At 60.3% G+C, this 13,540-nt stretch carries 13 protein-coding genes; 2 read left to right on the top strand and 11 right to left on the bottom strand.

Translation table 11 applies throughout. From position 1 onward, the window contains the following. The 8 genes from pabC to AB4P94_RS13820 all read right to left on the bottom strand — a co-directional run bounded on the left by pabC (position 1) and on the right by AB4P94_RS13820 (position 6,191). Complete coding sequence (gene pabC, locus AB4P94_RS13855) at positions 1–816, bottom strand: aminodeoxychorismate lyase (RefSeq protein WP_395610984.1); 816 nt, start codon at positions 814–816, stop codon at positions 1–3. Further along, positions 816–2,060, bottom strand: coding sequence for a beta-ketoacyl-ACP synthase II (fabF, locus tag AB4P94_RS13850; RefSeq protein ID WP_078738660.1), 1,245 nt, complete (start codon positions 2,058–2,060; stop codon positions 816–818). The genes pabC and fabF overlap by 1 nt, the downstream gene beginning before the upstream one ends. A 126-nt stretch (positions 2,061–2,186) precedes the next feature. Beyond that, positions 2,187–2,423 (bottom strand): acyl carrier protein, encoded by a 237-nt coding sequence (gene acpP, locus AB4P94_RS13845; protein WP_016973676.1) that lies wholly within the window; start codon positions 2,421–2,423, stop codon positions 2,187–2,189. A 192-nt stretch (positions 2,424–2,615) separates the two neighbouring features. Beyond that, positions 2,616–3,359 carry a 3-oxoacyl-ACP reductase FabG gene (gene fabG / locus AB4P94_RS13840; RefSeq protein ID WP_005790544.1) on the bottom strand — a complete coding sequence of 248 codons (744 nt, stop codon included), beginning with the start codon at positions 3,357–3,359 and terminating at the stop codon, positions 2,616–2,618. A 25-nt stretch (positions 3,360–3,384) separates the two neighbouring features. Beyond that, positions 3,385–4,323, bottom strand: coding sequence for an ACP S-malonyltransferase (gene fabD, locus AB4P94_RS13835; RefSeq protein ID WP_395610983.1), 939 nt, complete (start codon positions 4,321–4,323; stop codon positions 3,385–3,387). A 126-nt stretch (positions 4,324–4,449) separates the two neighbouring features. Continuing rightward, the gene (gene plsX / locus AB4P94_RS13830) at positions 4,450–5,460 is read right to left on the bottom strand and encodes a phosphate acyltransferase PlsX (protein ID WP_395610982.1); all 1,011 of its coding nucleotides are present in this window, start codon (positions 5,458–5,460) and stop codon (positions 4,450–4,452) included. Positions 5,461–5,464: 4 nt separating this feature from the next. Further along, positions 5,465–5,647: a 50S ribosomal protein L32 gene (gene rpmF, locus AB4P94_RS13825; RefSeq protein ID WP_008152339.1), complete on the bottom strand. Its 183-nt coding sequence runs from the start codon at positions 5,645–5,647 to the stop codon at positions 5,465–5,467. Positions 5,648–5,660: 13 nt separating this feature from the next. Beyond that, positions 5,661–6,191 carry a YceD family protein gene (locus AB4P94_RS13820; RefSeq protein WP_017737760.1) on the bottom strand — a complete coding sequence of 177 codons (531 nt, stop codon included), beginning with the start codon at positions 6,189–6,191 and terminating at the stop codon, positions 5,661–5,663. A gap of 105 nt (positions 6,192–6,296) precedes the next feature. Here AB4P94_RS13820 and AB4P94_RS13815 point away from each other — a divergent pair, with 105 nt between their 5' ends. Beyond that, a complete protein-coding gene (locus AB4P94_RS13815; RefSeq protein WP_395610981.1) occupies positions 6,297–6,875 on the top strand; it encodes a Maf family protein in 579 nt (192 codons plus the stop codon). Between the two features lie 132 nt (positions 6,876–7,007). Here AB4P94_RS13815 and AB4P94_RS13810 read toward each other — a convergent pair whose 3' ends face one another. The 3 genes from AB4P94_RS13810 to rluC are packed head-to-tail and all read right to left on the bottom strand — an operon-like array spanning position 7,008 to position 9,621. Further along, positions 7,008–7,991 (bottom strand): S49 family peptidase, encoded by a 984-nt coding sequence (locus AB4P94_RS13810; protein WP_395610980.1) that lies wholly within the window; start codon positions 7,989–7,991, stop codon positions 7,008–7,010. 21 nt (positions 7,992–8,012) lie between these two features. Then, positions 8,013–8,675, bottom strand: a complete 663-nt coding sequence (locus AB4P94_RS13805; RefSeq protein WP_395610979.1) for an HAD-IA family hydrolase — start codon at positions 8,673–8,675, stop codon at positions 8,013–8,015. After that, positions 8,662–9,621 (bottom strand): 23S rRNA pseudouridine(955/2504/2580) synthase RluC, encoded by a 960-nt coding sequence (gene rluC / locus AB4P94_RS13800; protein ID WP_395610978.1) that lies wholly within the window; start codon positions 9,619–9,621, stop codon positions 8,662–8,664. Before rluC ends, AB4P94_RS13805 begins: the two co-directional genes overlap by 14 nt. Before the next feature lie 759 nt (positions 9,622–10,380). On the opposite strand from rluC, the gene rne reads away from it, so the two are divergent. Continuing rightward, positions 10,381–13,536, top strand: a complete 3,156-nt coding sequence (rne, locus tag AB4P94_RS13795) for a ribonuclease E (RefSeq protein ID WP_395610977.1) — start codon at positions 10,381–10,383, stop codon at positions 13,534–13,536. Positions 13,537–13,540 lie beyond the last annotated feature (4 nt).

Here is a 13,540-nt window from a genome sequence, read left to right as displayed (position 1 = left end):
TCAAATATCCAATAGCGCGCGAACAATGCCCTGCAGTTTACGGGTGAGCGGCCCAACCGGCCAGCTCATCGCAGCACAGCTACGCACCGGCCAAATGCCATACACGCTGTTGCACACAAACACTTCATCAGCCTGGCGCAACTGCTCCAGGCTGATGTCGGCCACGGCCACCGGCAGGCTCAGGGTGTGCGCCTGAGCCAGGATCTCGGCGCGCATGACGCCGGCAACGCCGCAGCGATTCAGATCAGCGGTCAGCAATACGCCATTGCGCACCAGAAACAGGTTGCTGAACACGCCTTCGATCACGCGGCCAGACACATCCAGCATCAGGCCTTCGGCATACTCGGCGTCTTGCCACTCGGCGCGTGCGATCACTTGTTCGAGACGGTTAAGGTGCTTGAGACCGGCGAGCAACGGCTGCTCGGCCAAGCGAGTCGCGCACGGAAACAGGCGGATGCCGTGGGTTCCATGAGCGTCGGGATAAGAGGTAGGCGGATTGCCCTGCAGGATACGACGTACAGGTGCGCCAGCGTTGATGCCGTAACCGCGCAGGCTGTCGCCACGGGTGAGGATCAACTTGAGTACACCGTCGCCCAGGGCAGCGGCATAGGCCAGCACCTCGCTGCGGATCAGCGCGTGATCCGCAACAAAGGCCAGGCGCCTGCAACCCTCGGCGAGGCGTTGCAGGTGGCGGTCGAGCAGTACAGGCTGCCCGGCCTTGACGGCGACTGTTTCAAACAGCCCGTCGCCATACGCCAGGCCACGGTCTTTCAGGGGCACGCTGCCCGCTGGCTGACCGTCGACCCAGCTGTCCATCACTCGGCGAACCGGCGGAACACCAGGGAACCGTTGGTACCGCCAAAACCGAACGAGTTGGAAATCACCACGTCGATCGGCATCGGCTGCGCTTCGTGAGGCACGAAGTTCAGGTCGCAGCCTTCGTCCGGCTCATCGAGGTTGATGGTCGGCGGAGCGACCTGATCCTTGATGGCCATGACACTGAAGATCGCCTCGACCGCGCCCGCTGCACCCAACAGGTGGCCGGTCATGGACTTGGTTGAGCTGACCGCCAGCTTGTAGGCGTGCTCGCCGAACACCGACTTGATGGCTTCGGCTTCCGCCAAATCGCCAGTCGGCGTCGACGTGCCGTGGGCGTTGATGTACTGCACCTGATTGGCGTTGACCTTTGCATCGCGCAAGGCGTTGGTGATGCAACGCGCGGCACCGGCACCGTCGGACGGTGGCGAGGTCATGTGGTAAGCGTCGCCGCTCATGCCAAAACCGATCAGCTCGGCGTAGATGGTGGCACCACGCGCCTTGGCGTGCTCCAGTTCTTCGAGGACCAGGGCACCGGCACCGTCGGACAGCACGAAACCGTCACGGCCTTTGTCCCACGGACGGCTGGCACGGGTCGGTTCGTCGTTGCGGGTCGACAGTGCACGGGACGCGCCGAAGCCGCCCATACCGAGGCCACAGGCGGCCATTTCGGCACCGCCGGCAATCATCACGTCCGCTTCGTCATAGGCGATATTGCGCGCCGCCATGCCGATGCAGTGAGTGCCCGTGGTGCACGCCGTAGCAATGGCGTAGTTAGGCCCCTGTGCACCCAAGTGGATGGACAGGAAACCGGAAATCATATTGATGATCGAGCCCGGCACGAAGAACGGTGAAATTCGACGGGGGCCGGAATCGTGCAGCGTGCGGCTGGTTTCTTCGATATTGGTCAAACCGCCAATACCCGACCCCATGGCCACGCCGATGCGCTCACGGTTGGCGTCGGTGACTTCCAGGCCGGCGTTACGCACTGCCTGAAAACCGGCTGCCAGGCCGTATTGAATGAACAGGTCGAGTTTGCGGGACTCTTTGACCGAGAGATATTCCTCGACATTGAAGCCCTTTACCGAGCCGCCAAAACGGGTGGAATAGGCAGAAAGGTCCGTGTGTTCAATCAGACCAATACCACTGTGGCCAGCCAGAATGCCCTGCCAACTGCTCGGCACATCCGTACCCAGTGGCGACAACATACCCATACCGGTGACTACGACGCGTCTACGCGACACAGCACTCTCCTTTTTCTAATGACGACACTTTGCTTCAGAGCTCACTTTTGATCGCCGCTAAAGAAAAAACCGCACGCCGTTACAGCAGTGCGGTTTTTCCCAACAGCAAGCGACGACTACAAACTATTACGCCTGGTGGGCAGTAACGTAGTCGATAGCAGCTTGAACAGTAGTGATTTTTTCAGCTTCTTCGTCCGGGATTTCGGTCTCGAATTCCTCTTCCAGAGCCATCACCAGCTCAACGGTGTCAAGGGAATCGGCACCCAGGTCTTCTACGAAGGAAGCGGAGTTGGTCACTTCTTCTTCTTTAACGCCCAGTTGCTCGGCAACGATTTTCTTGACGCGCTCTTCGATGGTGCTCATACCTTGTTTAACTCCTAATGGACAAATTCAGGCAGCTGGCCAGTGGGTAAGTGTATAGAAAGGCTTTTCAGCTTTTCAACTGAAAGCTTCACCCTTGTACCCGGCAGACCACCTGCCTATAAATTAAGTTGCAGCTTTATAACGGATTTTAGACAGCTCGTATGACATTTTTTTGAAGCGATCCGTCACAATTTAACTCATGTACATCCCGCCGTTCACCGGGATTGTAGCCCCAGTCACGTATGCCGCACCGTCAGATGCCAGGAAAGTGACCACGTTCGCGATCTCTTGAGCCTGGCCCAGACGGCCCAGCGGAATCTGGGTCAGCAAGGCTTCACGCTGTGCTTCGGGCAGTTCGCGGGTCATATCGGTATCGATGAACCCTGGGGCCACCGAGTTGACCGTAATCGAGCGCGAACCGACTTCACGTGCCAGTGCACGGCTGAAACCTTCCAGACCGGCCTTGGCGGACGCATAGTTTACTTGGCCTGCGTTGCCCATGGCACCCACTACGGAGCCAATATTGATAATTCGGCCCCAACGCGCCTTGGTCATGCCGCGCAAAACGCCCTTGGACAGGCGAAACAGACTGTTCAGGTTGGTATCGACCACGTCGTACCACTCGTCGTCTTTCATACGCATCATCAGGTTATCGCGGGTGATACCGGCGTTGTTCACCAGAATCGCCGGCGCGCCGAACTGCGCGGTGATCTCGGCCAGCACAGCGGCGACCGACTCGTCGCTGGTCACGTTCAGCTCAAGGCCGGTGCCTTGCACGCCGTTTTCCTTCAGGGTCGCGGCGATACGCTCAGCGCCCGAAGCCGAGGTGGCGGTACCGATCACAACGGCACCCTGACGGCCCAGCTCCAGGGCGATCGCCTGGCCAATGCCACGGCTGGCGCCGGTAACCAGTGCAACTTTACCTTGCAGACTCATGCAGGCTTCTCCTTCGTTCAGGGGTTCAGGCCAGCGCCGCGCGAGCGGCAGCGAAGGCGTCAGGGGTATTCAGGTTGGCAGTCGATACGCCGTCGGCGCAGCGTTTGTTCAGGCCAGCCAGGACTTTGCCCGGGCCGCACTCGACCAGCTCGGTGGCACCGTTGGCGGCCAGGGTCTGGACCGACTCAACCCAGCGCACAGGCTTGTAGAGTTGCTCCAGCAGGTCGCGCTTGAGGGTGTCGAGGTCGGCGGCAACGGCCGCGCTGACGTTCTGCACCAGCGGGATCTGCGGCGCCTGCCAGTTGATGGCGGCGATGGACTCGGCAAAACGCTCGGCAGCCGGGCGCATCAGCTCGCAATGCGACGGCACGCTCACCGGCAACGGCAACGCACGCTTGGCACCACGCGCCTTGCAAATATCGATGGCGCGCTCAACGGCCGCCTTGGCACCGGCGATCACCACCTGGCCAGGGGAGTTGAAGTTCACCGCACTGACCACTTCACCTTGCGCGGCTTCGGCACAGGCTTCGATGACCACAGCATCGTCCAAGCCCAGGATAGCGGCCATGCCGCCCTGCCCGGCCGGAACGGCTTCTTGCATCAGTTGACCGCGACGCTCGACCAGCTTGGCCGCTTCACCGAGGGTCAGGCTGCCCGCCGCCACCAGGGCGCTGTATTCACCCAGGCTGTGACCGGCAACGAATGCCGGGCGCGCACCCCCTTCGGCCAGCCACAAACGCCACAGGGCGATCGAAGCGGTCAGGATGGCCGGTTGGGTTTTATCGGTTTGATTGAGTTGCTCTTCCGGCCCTTGCTGGGTCAGTGCCCACAGGTCGTAACCCAGTGCATCGGAAGCTTCCTTGAAGGTTTCCAGGATCAGCGGGTATTGCGCGCCCAGCTCGGCCAACATGCCGAGGGACTGCGAACCCTGCCCTGGAAAGACGAATGCGAGGGATGTAGACATGTAACAAGCCCCTAATGATCTGGTCGTCAAAAATGTGCACGCCTACGGTGGGAGCGCACGAAACTGACAGATTGGATGGTCAATTGAACTGGCCGGTCACATTTAAGCATTTCCGGGCCGATTCGCCTAAGGCAACAGATCCTCAAGACGGCCATGCAAGCGCTGCGGCAGGTTTTCCTGAATCTCGATCAAGGCCCGCGCAATCGCACTCTGAAAGCCTTGCACACCTGCCGAGCCGTGGCTTTTTATCACGATGCCCTGCAAGCCCAGAAAGCTCGCGCCGTTATGCCGCGCCGGCGCCAGGTCAGCCTGCAGGCGCTTCATCAAAGGCAGCGCCAGGGCGCCGACCATACGCGAAGCCAGGTTCTGCTTGAACAGCGCTTCGATACGCGTGGCAATCATGGTCGCCAGGCCTTCGCTGGACTTGAGCAGGATATTGCCGACAAACCCGTCGCACACCACCACATCCGCTTCGCCGCGATACAAACCGTCACCTTCGACAAAACCGATGTAGTTCAAGCCTCGCGCCCCTTGCAACAAGGTGGCGGCGAGCTTGACCTGCTGGTTGCCCTTGATGTCCTCGGTACCGATATTCAGCAGGGCCACACGAGGCCGGACCACACCCAGTGCCTCGGCAGCCACCGACCCCATCACCGCAAACTGAAGCAGGTGCTCGGCGCTGCAATCGACGTTCGCGCCCAGGTCCAACAGCTGGCAGTAGCCTTTCTGCGTCGGAATCGCCGCCACCATCGCCGGCCGGTCAATGCCCGGCAGGGTCTTGAGCACATGCCGCGACAACGCCATTAAAGCGCCTGTATTGCCGGCACTGACGCAGGCTTGCACCTTGGCGTCGCGCAACAACTCAAGGGCCACCCGCATTGACGAGTCAGGCTTGCCACGCAGGGCCGCCGCCGGCTTTTCGTCCATGCCAATGGTTTCGCTGGCTGGCGTAATCGTCAGGCGCGCGCGATCCACCGCCGGATGGCTGGCAATCAGTTCTTCAAGGAGTGAGGGTTGACCGACAAGGGTCAGGTGCAGCGAGGGTGTTGCAGACAGGCTGGCAATGCAGGCCTGAACAATGCTGCGGGGACCGAAGTCCCCGCCCATTGCGTCTATCGCGATGACTAGAGCAGACAAGTGATTACTCGTCAGCGCCCTTGTCGATCACTTTACGGCCACGGTATACGCCTTCTGGCGATACGTGGTGACGCAGGTGAATTTCACCGGTGGTTTTTTCTACAGACAGAGTGCTCGCCGTCAGGGCATCGTGCGAACGACGCATGTCACGGGCAGAGCGGGATTTTTTGTTCTGCTGAACAGCCATAATTGATTAACTCCTAAACGTTTGGGTCACGCTTTAACTGCGCCAATACACTGAACGGGTTGGACCGCGTTACCTCGTCCTCGCTCGGCTCGGGCTCGTCATCAAGCCCCTCCGGCTGCTGGCATTCTTCCGGATGATGAGCAGGCACAATGGGCAAGGCGAGCAGAAGCTCTTCCTCGATCAGTGCATGCAGATCCAAAGGATCTTCGCCCAGTTCCAGCACGTCATAACCTTTCGGCAACGACTGGGTATTCGCACCCTCCTTCACCACAGCGTAACTGCATTCGCTGTGAATCGGCAGGGTGACCAGCTCAAGACAACGCTGGCAAACCATTTTGACTTCGGTGTCGATAAAACTGTGGATTACCACAGACTTACGTTCATCTCGTTCAAAAACGAATTTGGCCTGCACCGTACCGACAGTGTCGGAAAGCGGGTCGCAGAGTCTCTCCAAATCGGCCAGCAGCAGTTCACCTTGAAGGGAAGTGCCACGATCAGCCAATTTGCGCGGGTCAACGTGAGGTGGAATCGGGTCATTCAACATAGGCGCAGCATTATAGGGATGCACCCAGCCATGTCAAAGGAAATTCAGCCCTGTGCGTCAGCCGGTCGCTTCGCTAGAATCCCCCGCTGCCTTGAGGAGACGCCCATGCTGCCTTTATTACTCGCATCCAGCTCGGTTTATCGGCGGGAATTGCTGAGCCGCCTGCACCTGCCGTTCATCTGCAGCTCGCCGGATATCGACGAAAGCCATCGTGCAAATGAGCCCGCAATTGAACTGGTCAAGCGCCTGGCCGAACAGAAAGCTCGCACGCTTGCCGCCAGCCATCCAGGCCATCTGATCATCGGTTCCGATCAAGTGGCCGCACTGGAAGACCGCATTATCGGCAAACCCCACACCTTTGAAAACGCTCGCGAACAACTCATGGCCGCCAGCGGTAAACGGGTCAGCTTTCTGACCGGGCTGGCACTGTTGAACACTGAGACAGGGCACTGTCAGGTCGATTGCGTGCCGTTTACCGTGCATATGCGCGAACTGGACGCTGAACGCATCGAACGCTACCTGCGGATCGAGCAGCCGTATGACTGTGCGGGCAGTTTCAAGGCAGAGGGGCTGGGTGTGAGCTTGTTCCAGAGTACAGAGGGGCCGGATGCGACCAGCTTGATAGGGCTTCCACTGATTCGTTTAGTGGATATGTTGCTGGCCGAAGGCGTACAAATCCCTTAAGCCCACCACAAAACCAATGTGGGAGCGGGCTTGCTCGCGAATGCGGTCTCTCAGCTACAAATATATTGACTGATACGCCGCATTCGCGAGCAAGCCCGCTCCCACATTTTGATCGTCTTCAGAGCTGAAATATCAGCGCAGGGTCGGCCCCTGGAAGCCCATGTACAGTGCCAGCTTCTCCGCCACGCTGGCACCGAGCTTCTTGGAGAAACGATCAAACGGCGATTCCTGAACCGTGAAATCCACCAGTTCTTTCTCGCCAATCACATCCCGCGCCACCGAACTGGCACTGCCCAGGCCGTCGATCAAGCCCAGCGGCAATGCCTGCTCACCCGACCACACCAACCCGGAGAACAACTCCGGATGGTCTTTGTCCTTCAGACGATCCCCGCGCCCCTGCTTCACGCTGGCAATGAACTGGCGATGGGTCGTGTCGAGCACGCCTTGCCAGAACTGGGTTTCATCGGCCTTTTGCGGCTGGAACGGGTCGAGGAACGACTTGTGCTCGCCCGACGTGTAGGTGCGGCGCTCCACACCCAGCTTCTCCATGGTGCCGACAAACCCGTAACCGGCCGCTGTCACGCCAATGGAGCCCACCAGGCTAGCCTTGTCGGCATAGATCTGGTCTGCGGCGCTGGCAATGTAATAGGCGCCCGAAGCGCCCAAGTCGGAAATCACTGCATACAGCTTGATGTCCGGATGCAACGCGCGCAGGCGCCGAATCTCGTCATACACGTAACCCGACTGCACAGGGCTGCCACCCGGGCTGTTGATGCGCAGGATGATGCCTTTGACCTTGGGATCTTCAAACGCTGTGCGCAGGCTGCTGACGATGTTGTCGGCGCTGGCGGACTCCTTGTCGGCGATCACCCCGCGCACTTCGATCAAGGCGGTGTAGTTATTGCCACGCGTGGCGCTTTTTTCCATGTCCATCAGCGGGCTGAACAGCGCGAGCATGCCGAGCAGGTAAACAAAGGTCAGCAACTTGAAGAAGATTCCCCAACGCCGTGAACGACGCTGCTCCTGCACGCTGGCCAGCAACGTCTTCTCCAGCAACTTCCAGCTTTTGTCGTCATTGCTATCGGCCTTTTCAGGCGCTTTCCACTCGTCACTCATGCCATCAACCCCAGCAAAGACTTATTGGGCCCGGCTCAGCCAGGCCTGCAATTCGGAAAAATGATCAATCGTCAGGCGCGGCTCGTATTGCTGCAAAGCCTCGGCGGCCTGGGCCCCGTAGCTGACCGCAACGCTGTCCATGCCCGCGTTGCGCGCCATCATCAGGTCGAAGGAGGCATCGCCCACCATCAACGCCTGGCGCGGCGCTACGCCGCAGTGAGCCAGAATCTGCTCAAGCATCAGAGGGTGCGGCTTGCTGGCGGTTTCATCCGCTGCGCGGGTGATATCGAAAAAATCTTCAAAACCGTGCGCCTTGAGCACACGATCCAGGCCGCGACGCGCCTTGCCGGTCGCTACCGCCAGGTGGTAACCCTCGCTGCGAAAGGCTTCCAGCGACTGCAGCACACCGTCAAACAACGGCGAAGGTGTAGCCTCCAGCGCAATATAGTGGTCTGCGTAATGGTCGCGAAAAGCGACCAGTTCAGCGTCGCTGATCTGTGGGTACAGGGTACGGATCGCCTCGGGCAAACCCAGGCCGATAATCCCCTTTACCGCCAGATCAGTGCACAACTCATAGCCCGAGCGGGTCGAGGCGGCGTGCATGGACTCCACGATGCGACCAATGGAATTGCACAGCGTCCCGTCCCAATCAAAAATCAGCAGCTTGTAATCAAGGTGCGACACTCAAACGCTCCACGGTCTTGGCCCACATCTCATCGACCGGTGCCTGCAACTTCAGTTCACCGCCATCGGGCAACGGTACTGTCAGCATGTAGGCATGCAGGAACAGGCGCTTGCCGCCCAGGTCGCGAATCTCTTTGGAGAAATCCTCGTCGCCGTATTTGGTATCGCCGGCAATGCAGTGGCCTGCGTGCAGGGTGTGCACGCGAATCTGGTGGGTACGCCCAGTGACCGGCTTGGCCTCGACCAGGGTGGCGAAGTCGCCAAAACGGCGCAGCACCTTGAACAGGGTCAGCGCCTCTTTGCCCTCCTCGTCCACCTCGACCATGCGCTCGCCGGAGCGCAGGTTGCTCTTCTGCAACGGCGCACGAACACTCTTGATCGAACTGGCCCAGTTGCCACGCACCAGCGCCATGTAGCGCTTGTCCACACCATCGCCACGCAGGGCGGTGTGCAGGTGACGCAACATGCTGCGTTTCTTGGCAATCATCAGCAGGCCTGAGGTGTCGCGGTCCAGGCGGTGAACCAGCTCCAGCTCCTTGGCATCCGGGCGCAACTGACGAAAGGCTTCAATGACGCCGAACGTCAGGCCGCTGCCGCCGTGAACCGCGATGCCACAAGGCTTGTTGATCACAATCAGCTTGTTGTCTTCAAAGACAATCGAGGCTTCAAGGCGCTGCAGCAGGCCCTGAGCCAGCGGAACCGGCTCGTCACGCTCAGGCACGCGAACCGGCGGCACACGGACGATATCGCCCGCCTGCAGCTTGTACTCGGGCTTGATCCGCCCCTTGTTCACGCGCACTTCGCCTTTACGCAAGATGCGGTAAATCAAGGTCTTGGGCACGCCTTTGAGCCTGGCCAGGAGAAAATTGTCGATGCGTTGGCCGGCATATTCCGGCGAGACCTCAAGCAGCTGGACGCTGGGGGTCTGGGGGTCGGGAGTCGTCATGGCGGCGATGATAACAATTTTTTATGGAATTGAAGCACTTAATCATTGCTGCTATAGTCGCGAACGCCGCCAAAAGCGGCCTGGACAGAGGACTTGCGGCAAACTGCCGGCCCTGACCATCGCAATTCATCAGGACGCGAGGCCGTCCTACGGGGCTTTCGCCACCCTGGAAGGCTCAAGATTGTAACAAGCGCAGGTGACATGAGGCCTGAAGCGAGTGCAGAAAGCAGAGTGAATACTCGCGTTCTGCGCCGATATTTACGGCCAGTTCACAAAGTGCAGTCAGTCTTGAACCGGACCACGGCGAATACTTCGGAAACAACGCCTGTTAAGAGCTGAGTGAGAGCGCAGTCGCCCCCACCCAGTCTTGTTTAGCCATGAGCGTGGACTCCCCATTGGAGAACACGGTAAATGCCAACCCGCTGCGGATTCTGCGCGCGGCAGCACCCGAATTATCAGGGATACGTGTAGGGTGGAGATGCACAACCGTCGGACCGTGTAGCACTAGGCTTATATTTAGACGCTTCATCTCGTCCACAGTCGCCGGTTGATTCCTCCTCCTGACCTTAGCTTTTGTTGAAGTGGTGCCTCTGTCACCACCGCTAACAAGCAGGACGCGTCCGTCGCGATACCGGCCCAATTGGCCGGTGTTTGCTGGACACTGGAGTGGCCAACCACTCTTGACGCACCTGACACCGACCGTGAGAAGTCGTGTGTGCCGAACGCCGTTTCCGGCAGCCCGGAAACCGACGGTACAACATGAAAAGAATGCTGATTAACGCAACTCAACCCGAAGAGTTGCGTGTTGCACTGGTAGATGGCCAACGCCTCTATGACCTGGACATCGAATCCGGTGCGCGCGAGCAGAAAAAAGCCAATATCTATAAAGGCAAGATCACTCGCATCGAACCAAGCCTTGAGGCTGCCTTTGTCGATTTCGGCTCCGAGCGCCACGGCTTCCTGCCCCTCAAAGAAATCTCCCGCGAATACTTCAAGAAAGCCCCCGAAGGCCGCGTGAACATCAAGGACGTCCTGAGCGAAGGCCAGGAAGTCATTGTTCAGGTGGAAAAAGAAGAACGTGGCAACAAGGGCGCAGCCCTGACCACCTTCATCAGCCTGGCTGGCCGTTACCTGGTCCTGATGCCGAACAACCCGCGTGCCGGCGGCATTTCCCGTCGCATCGAAGGCGAAGAGCGAAACGAACTGCGTGAAGCGCTGAACGGCTTGATCGCACCGGCCGACATGGGCCTGATCGTTCGTACTGCCGGCCTGGGCCGCAGCAGCGAAGAAATGCAGTGGGACCTCGACTACCTGCTGCAACTGTGGACCGCCATCAAGGAAGCCTCCCTGGATCGCTCCGCGCCATTCCTGATCTATCAGGAAAGCAACGTGATCATCCGTGCCATCCGCGATTACCTGCGCCAGGACATCGGCGAAGTGCTGATCGACAGCGTTGAAGCCCAGGACGAAGCCCTGACCTTCATCCGCCAGGTGATGCCGCAGTACGCCAGCAAGATCAAGCTGTACGAAGACAGCGTTCCGCTGTTCAACCGTTTCCAGATCGAAAGCCAGATCGAGACCGCCTTCCAGCGCGTTGTAGAACTGCCTTCCGGCGGCTCCATCGTGATCGACCCGACCGAAGCCCTGGTGTCCATCGACATCAACTCGGCGCGTGCGACCAAAGGCAGCGACATCGAAGAAACCGCCCTGCAGACCAACCTGGAAGCGGCTGAAGAAATCGCCCGCCAGCTGCGCCTGCGTGACATCGGCGGCCTGATCGTGATCGACTTCATCGACATGACCCCCGCCAAGAACCAGCGCGCCGTGGAAGAGAAAGTCCGCGAATGCCTGGAAGCTGACCGTGCCCGCGTGCAAGTCGGCCGTATCTCGCGCTTCGGCCTGCTGGAAATGTCCCGTCAGCGCCTGCGCCCATCCCTGGGCGAGAGCAGCGGCATCGTCTGCCCGCGTTGCAACGGCACCGGCATCATCCGTGACGTTGAATCGCTGTCCCTGGCGATCCTGCGCCTGATCGAAGAAGAAGCCCTGAAAGACCGCACCGCCGAAGTCCGCGCGCAAGTGCCGATTCCGGTTGCCGCCTTCTTGCTCAACGAAAAACGCAACTCGATCACCAAGATCGAACTGCGCACCCGTGCCCGTATCGTCATTCTGCCGAACGATCACCTCGAAACGCCGCACTTTGAAGTGCAGCGCCTGCGTGACGACAGCCCGGAAGCCCACAGCGGCCAATCCAGCTACGAAATCGCCGCTGCCGCCGCTGAAGTGGAAGAAGTGCAGCCTGCCGCCGCGACCCGCACCCTGGTTCGCCAGGAAGCCGCCGTTAAAACCGCGCCAGCCCGTGCCAACGCACCGGTTCCGACCGAAGCCGCTGCTCCGGTTGCCGCGCCGGCCGCCCTGCCTGAACCAAGCCTGTTCAAAGGCCTGGTGAAGTCGCTGGTCAGCCTGTTCGCTTCCAAGGAAGAGCCCGTTGCTCCGGTTGTGGTTGAAAAACCTGCCACCGAACGCCCTGCACGCAACGAAGAGCGCCGCAACGGTCGCCAGCAGAGCCGTAACCGCAACGGTCGTCGTGACGAAGAGCGCAAGCCTCGCGAAGAACGCGCACCGCGTGAAGAGCGCGCTCCACGTGAAGAGCGTGCGCCTCGCGAAGCCCGCGAAGAAACCCCAGCCGTAGCCCGCGAGGAACGTGCACCGCGCGAAGAACGCGCACCACGCACCCCACGTGCTCCGCGCGAAGATCGCAAGCCACGTGGCGAACGCGAAGAGCGTGTGCGCGAACTGCGCGAGCCGCTGGACGCGGTACCAGCCGTAGCAGCCGAAGCCTCTACCGAAGAACGCCCGGCCCGCCAGCCGCGTGAAGAGCGCGCCCCACGTGAAGAGCGCCAGCCGCGCCCACCGCGTGAAGAGCGTCAACCACGCGCCGAGCAAGCCGCTGCCGCCAGCGAAGAAGAAGTGCTGACCGGTGAAGAGCAACAGGAAGATGGCCAGGACAACGCCGAAGGCGATCGTCCACGCCGCCGCTCCCGTGGCCAGCGCCGTCGCAGCAACCGTCGTGAGCGTCAACGTGATGCCAACGGCAACGTGATCGAAGGCTCGGAAGAAGCCGGCGAGAACGCAGAAGGCGAAACCCGTGAACCGACTGGCGCCGAACTGGCTGCCGGCCTGGCCGTTACCGCCGCGGTTGCCAGCTCGGTTATCAGCGCACCTGCTGAAGCCCAGGCTCAAGAGCAGGCTGAACGCGCTACCGCCGCTGTCGAAGAGACCGCCGTTGTTGAGGCAGTCATTGTTGAAGCGCCAGTCGCTGAAACTCCATCCACTGAAGCGCCTGTCGTTGAAACGCCAGTGGTTGAAGCTCCGGTTGTTGAAGCGACTACCCCGGTCGAAGCGCCGGTAGTGCCTGAAGTGGAACTTGCTCCGGTACACGAAGCCCAGCCGGAAGCTGAAGTGGTTGCTGCTGAACCCGCTCCGGTGGTTGAAGCCCAGCCAGTGGTTGAGGCGGTTGTGGAAGCACCGGTCGTAGAAGCCGCCCCGGAAGTGCGTGAAGTTCGCGAAGAACAAACCGCCTTCCAGTGGACTGCCGAGCCCGCCGCCCCGGTTGAAGCGCCAGTGCCTGCCCCTGTGGTAGAAGAAGCGCCAGCGCCGGTTGCCGAGGTCGTGGTTGCCGAGCCAGCCCCAGTGGTCGAGCCAGCTCCGGTCGCCGAGCCTGAAGCAGTGGTTGAAGCACCGGTAGTTGCTGAAGTGGCAGCTCCAGTGGTTGAAGCCGCCCCCGCCAGCGCCCTGACTGAAAATGGCCGTGCACCGAATGACCCACGCGAAGTGCGTCGTCGTCGCAAGGAAGCTGAAGCAGCCGCCGCTGCAGCAGCACTGGAAGCAGAGCACGAGAGCAAACCTCTGGTCTGATTCC

Origin of the sequence: Pseudomonas sp. B22129, assembly GCF_044218875.1 — a bacterium.
In the GTDB taxonomy this organism is placed as follows: Bacteria; Pseudomonadota; Gammaproteobacteria; order Pseudomonadales; family Pseudomonadaceae; genus Aquipseudomonas.
Note: the sequence above shows the minus strand (reverse complement) of the source record. Positions and strands in the feature narration are given on the sequence as shown.

Coding starts and splice junctions, on each gene's coding strand:
- fabG (WP_005790544.1), bottom strand. CDS start 3,359: ATGAGTCTGCAAGGTAAAGTTGCACTGGTTACCGGCGCCAGCCGTGGC.
- AB4P94_RS13815 (WP_395610981.1), top strand. CDS start 6,297: ATGCTGCCTTTATTACTCGCATCCAGCTCGGTTTATCGGCGGGAATTG.
- fabD (WP_395610983.1), bottom strand. CDS start 4,323: ATGTCTACATCCCTCGCATTCGTCTTTCCAGGGCAGGGTTCGCAGTCC.
- pabC (WP_395610984.1), bottom strand. CDS start 816: ATGGACAGCTGGGTCGACGGTCAGCCAGCGGGCAGCGTGCCCCTGAAA.
- acpP (WP_016973676.1), bottom strand. CDS start 2,423: ATGAGCACCATCGAAGAGCGCGTCAAGAAAATCGTTGCCGAGCAACTG.
- rne (WP_395610977.1), top strand. CDS start 10,381: ATGAAAAGAATGCTGATTAACGCAACTCAACCCGAAGAGTTGCGTGTT.
- AB4P94_RS13810 (WP_395610980.1), bottom strand. CDS start 7,991: ATGAGTGACGAGTGGAAAGCGCCTGAAAAGGCCGATAGCAATGACGAC.
- rpmF (WP_008152339.1), bottom strand. CDS start 5,647: ATGGCTGTTCAGCAGAACAAAAAATCCCGCTCTGCCCGTGACATGCGT.
- rluC (WP_395610978.1), bottom strand. CDS start 9,621: ATGACGACTCCCGACCCCCAGACCCCCAGCGTCCAGCTGCTTGAGGTC.
- AB4P94_RS13820 (WP_017737760.1), bottom strand. CDS start 6,191: ATGTTGAATGACCCGATTCCACCTCACGTTGACCCGCGCAAATTGGCT.